Below are 3932 nucleotides of genomic sequence, written 5' to 3'. Positions count from 1 at the left end.
TCGGCGGTGAAGGCGGGCTGACGCCGGCCCTGCCGCTGGCCTGGGTCGATCTGCTGGTGCTGATCGCCTGCCCGCTGCTGGCCGGCGCCGTCGCCGTGCTGGCCGCCCGCCTCACGGCGCTGGCGAAGCTGGGCCAGCGTAGCTAGTTAGTCTCCTATGAAGTTCCTGACGCTGATCGCCGTGGTGGCGCTGATGTGGCTGACGGGCCTGTTCGTCTTCGCCGAGCGGGTGCGCGAGTTCACGCCTGCACCCGACCCTGCACGGGCCGACGCCGTCGTCTCCCTGACCGGCCCTTCGGCCGAGCGCGTCAACGCGGCCATCCGCCTGCTGGAGCAGGGCAAGGGCGACCGGCTGCTGATCTCGGGCGTCAATCGCGAGGTCCGCCGCCAGGAGCTGCGCGCCCTGACGCCGGGGTCCAGCAAGCTGTTCAACTGCTGCGTCGATCTGGGTTTTGAGGCCGAGAACACCGTCGGCAACGCCCAGGAGATCGCCGCCTGGGCGCGGTCCAAGGGCTATGACCATCTGATCGTCGTCACCTCCGACTATCATATGCCGCGCAGCCTGCTGGAAATCCGCGGCGCGGCGCCGGGGGTGAAGCTGACGCCTTATGCGGTCTCCACGCCCTCGCTGGACGACGCCGGGTGGTGGCGCGCGACCGAGACCGCTCGGCGCATGGCGCTGGAATACATGAAATACCTGGCCGTGCTGGGCCGCGAGGGAATGCACCGCCTGACCGGCCGTCACCCCGAACGCCCTGGCCCGACCGCCGAGACCGACGCCTCCGAACCGAGCAAGGCCGCCGCATGACGACCGTCCGATCCCTGATCTTCACCCTGTGGCTCTACCTGTCCATGCCGCTGTTCGCCGTCGGCCTGTCGCCGGCGCTGCTGATGCCGCACGGGGCCGCCATGGGGGTGATCAAGCTGTGGGCGCGTTTCGTCCTGTTCGGTCTGCGCTGGATCGCCGGGGTCAAGGTCGAGGTGCGCGGACTGGAGCATCGCCCGACCGGCCCGGCCCTGATCGCCGCCAAGCACCAGGGGATGCTGGACGTCATCGCCCCCTTCGCCTTCCTAGACGACGCCTGTTTCGTGATGAAGAAGGAGCTGATGCCCCTGCCCTTCTTCGGCTGGTTCGCCTGGAAGACGAAGATGATCGCCGTCGACCGCGCCGCCCACGCCAAGGCGTTGAAGGACATGGTGCGCCAGACCCGCGCCCGCCTGGCTGAAGGCCGCCAGATCCTGATCTTCCCCGAAGGCACCCGCACGACGCCGGGCGAGCCGGCGGATTACAAGCCCGGCGTCGCCGCCATCTATCGCGACGTCGAGGCGCCCTGCTGGCCCGTCGCCACCAACTCGGGCGTCCATTGGCCGGCTCACGGCTTCAAACGTTATCCGGGTACGGTCGTTTTCGAATTCCTGCCGCCGATCCCGGCCGGCCTGAAGCGCGCCGCCTTCATGGCTGAGCTGGAAAGCCGGATCGAAGGGGCCTCAACCGCCTTGTTGCCGCCCAAAACCTAGGCTTTGGAGAGCGGGCCCCTATATCATCAGTCGTTGACCTGGGACTCGCTCATGATTTCACGCACCAACCTCCGCCTCGCGCTGCTGACCGTCGCCGTCGCGGGCCTGCCTGCCTCGGCCATGGCGCAGGCCCAGCCGTTCATACCGGCAGAGGCCCCGCAGACGTGGAAGGTCGACATCGGCGGCGGCGTGGTGCGCGGCTTCAGCGCCACCGGCAACAACAGCGACGAGGCCAGCTTCACCGCCTGGGGTTCGGCCTCCTATCGCGACATCGTCTACGCCAACGGCCTGGACGGCCTGGGCTGGAATGCGATCAAGCGCGACGGCTTCCACGCCGGCGTCCAGTTGCGCCCTCGTTTCGCGGCGGGCGACATCAACGGCATGGACCGGCCGGAACTGGGCGCCGATGCGGCGCTCTACGCCTATAAGCGTCTGCCGGGGAACATCGTCGTGGGCGGCCGCATCCAGCATGACGCCACGGGCGACGACGCCGGAATGGAATACTACGGCTCCATCAGCCACCAGCGCGTGACCCGCGTCGGCCTGTTGCAGACCATGGCCTATATGCGCGCCGCCGATGATGAACGGGTCCAGCGCTACTACGGCGTCAGCGCAGCCGAGGCCTCAAGGAGCGGCTTCACCGCCTTCGAACCCTCGGGCGGACTGTCGGCGGCCGGGGCGGCGGCGCTGTTGGCCATCCCGATCGGCGATCGTTACGGCATGGGCGCCTTCGTCAACTACGAACAACGCCTGGGCGACATCAAGGACAGCCCCCTGATCGAGGACGACTACATCTGGCGCGCCGGAGTGATCGGCGTGGTGCGCTTCAACAGCGGCGGCTAGACCCCGTCGTCTCAGCGCGCCGCGAACTCGCTGAGGGCGTCGATGACGGCGCGGTTCTGGTCCCCGGTTCCGACCGTGATCCGCAGGCAGTCCGGCAGGCCGTAGCTGGCCACGCCGCGCACAATGATCCCCTGGGACTGCAGATAGTCCTGCGCGGCGGAGGCCGGACGCTTCGCATCCGGGAAGCGGATCAGGATGAAGTTGCCCGACGCGGGCAGCACCTCGAATCCGAAGCCGCGCACGGCCTGGATCAGGCGCGGCCGCCACTCGGCCACCAGATCGCGCGAGGCCTTCTGGTGCGCCTCGTCGCCCAGGGCGGCGATGGCCGCCTCGATCCCCGGCACGGAGACGTTGAACGGCAGACGGATACGGTCGATCGCCTGTTCCACCGCCAGCGGCGCGTAGCCGAAGCCGACCCGCAGGCCGCCCAGGCCGTGCAGCTTGGAGAAGGTGCGGGTGACGACGACGTTGGACGCCGTGCGCGCCAGATCGAAGGCGCTCTCCCAGTCCGGTTCAGTGACGAACTCGGCGTAGGCTTCGTCGATCACCAGGATGACGTGGGCGGGCAGGCCCGCGTGCAGGCGGCGGATCTCCTCGCCCGTGGCGTAGCTGCCGGTCGGATTGGCTGGGTTCGACAGATAGACCAGCTTGGTCCGCGCATCGACCAGGGCCAGCATGGCGTCGACGTCGGCGCGGAAGCCCGGCTCAGCCGCCAGCCGGACCTCGGCCTGACAGGCGCGGGCTGAAATCTGATAGGCGACGAAGGCGTACTGACTGGTGACGATATTGTCCCCGGGCTCCAGATAGGTCTGGTTCAGCAGGGCGAAGACCTCGTCCGAGCCGTTGCCGAAGATCAACCGTTCCGGCTCCAGACCATGCGTTTCAGCCACGGCGGCGCGCAGGCGGTCGGCCCGACCGTCGGGGTAGAGGTGGATCGAGGCGACGGCGGCAGCGAAGGCCTCGCGGGCCTTCTCGCCCGCGCCCAGCGCGTTCTCGTTGGACGACAGCTTGATCGGCTTGGCCACGCCGGCGATGGCGCTCTTGCCGCCGACGTAGGGGGCGATGTCCAGCACGCCGCTCTTGGGTTGAGGCGATCCCTCGGGGGCGTTCGCTTCGGTCATGCGCGGGTCATCCTGTCGGCCGCTGGGTTTCAGAAGACGGGAGCGGCGCCGATGACGCCGGTCAGGCCGCCGGGCGCGCCGTCCAGCCTGATGTCTTCCGCCTGCACATAGCCCGTCAGGACGAACAGCTTCAACCCGCCTCCGCCCGACAGAAATTCGGCCGCCAGCCCCGCCTGGCCCAGGGCCTCGACGATGCGCGTATCCGGCCAGCCGCTGTCCGTCACCCAGAAGGTGCGGTCGTCGCCCGTCGGCCCCGGCGCCTCGGTCGAGATCATCAGGGCGCGTGGCGCCCCGGCGGCGTCATCCGGCAAGGCGGCGATCACCTTCAGCATGGGCAGGGCCAGCAATCGCCCCCACCACGGCCGCGCCGACAAATCGATCAGGGCGCGCGTCTTCTGCGCCGCGCCGTCGCGCACGGGCAGGTCCAGCGCCAGGTCGAGGTCTTCCGGCA

4 protein-coding genes and 1 pseudogene are annotated in these 3932 nt (G+C 69.1%); 3 read left to right on the top strand and 2 right to left on the bottom strand.

Translation table 11 applies throughout. The annotated features are described in order from the left end of the window. Positions 1 to 156: 156 nt before the first annotated feature. Genes RT567_RS14565 through RT567_RS14555 form a run of 3 tightly spaced genes read left to right on the top strand, consistent with a single transcriptional unit; the run spans position 157 to position 2360 of the window. The gene (locus RT567_RS14565; protein WP_313576981.1) at positions 157 to 807 is read left to right on the top strand and encodes a YdcF family protein; all 651 of its coding nucleotides are present in this window, start codon (positions 157 to 159) and stop codon (positions 805 to 807) included. Beyond that, positions 804 to 1517 carry a lysophospholipid acyltransferase family protein gene (locus RT567_RS14560; RefSeq protein WP_313576980.1) on the top strand — a complete coding sequence of 238 codons (714 nt, stop codon included), beginning with the start codon at positions 804 to 806 and terminating at the stop codon, positions 1515 to 1517. The genes RT567_RS14565 and RT567_RS14560 overlap by 4 nt, the downstream gene beginning before the upstream one ends. A 51-nt stretch (positions 1518 to 1568) precedes the next feature. Then, positions 1569 to 2360, top strand: a complete 792-nt coding sequence (locus tag RT567_RS14555) for a MipA/OmpV family protein (RefSeq protein WP_313576979.1) — start codon at positions 1569 to 1571, stop codon at positions 2358 to 2360. 11 nt (positions 2361 to 2371) lie between these two features. Here RT567_RS14555 and hisC read toward each other — a convergent pair whose 3' ends face one another. Both hisC and RT567_RS14545 read right to left on the bottom strand, forming a co-directional pair. Continuing rightward, positions 2372 to 3481 (bottom strand): histidinol-phosphate transaminase, encoded by a 1110-nt coding sequence (gene hisC / locus RT567_RS14550; RefSeq protein ID WP_313576978.1) that lies wholly within the window; start codon positions 3479 to 3481, stop codon positions 2372 to 2374. A 29-nt stretch (positions 3482 to 3510) separates the two neighbouring features. Continuing rightward, positions 3511 to 3932, bottom strand: a pseudogene (locus tag RT567_RS14545) (hypothetical protein); the annotation flags it as partial.

It is taken from the genome of Brevundimonas sp. (assembly GCF_032107865.1).
In the GTDB taxonomy this organism is placed as follows: Bacteria; Pseudomonadota; Alphaproteobacteria; order Caulobacterales; family Caulobacteraceae; genus Brevundimonas.
This window is presented reverse-complemented; position numbering and strand designations above follow the sequence as displayed.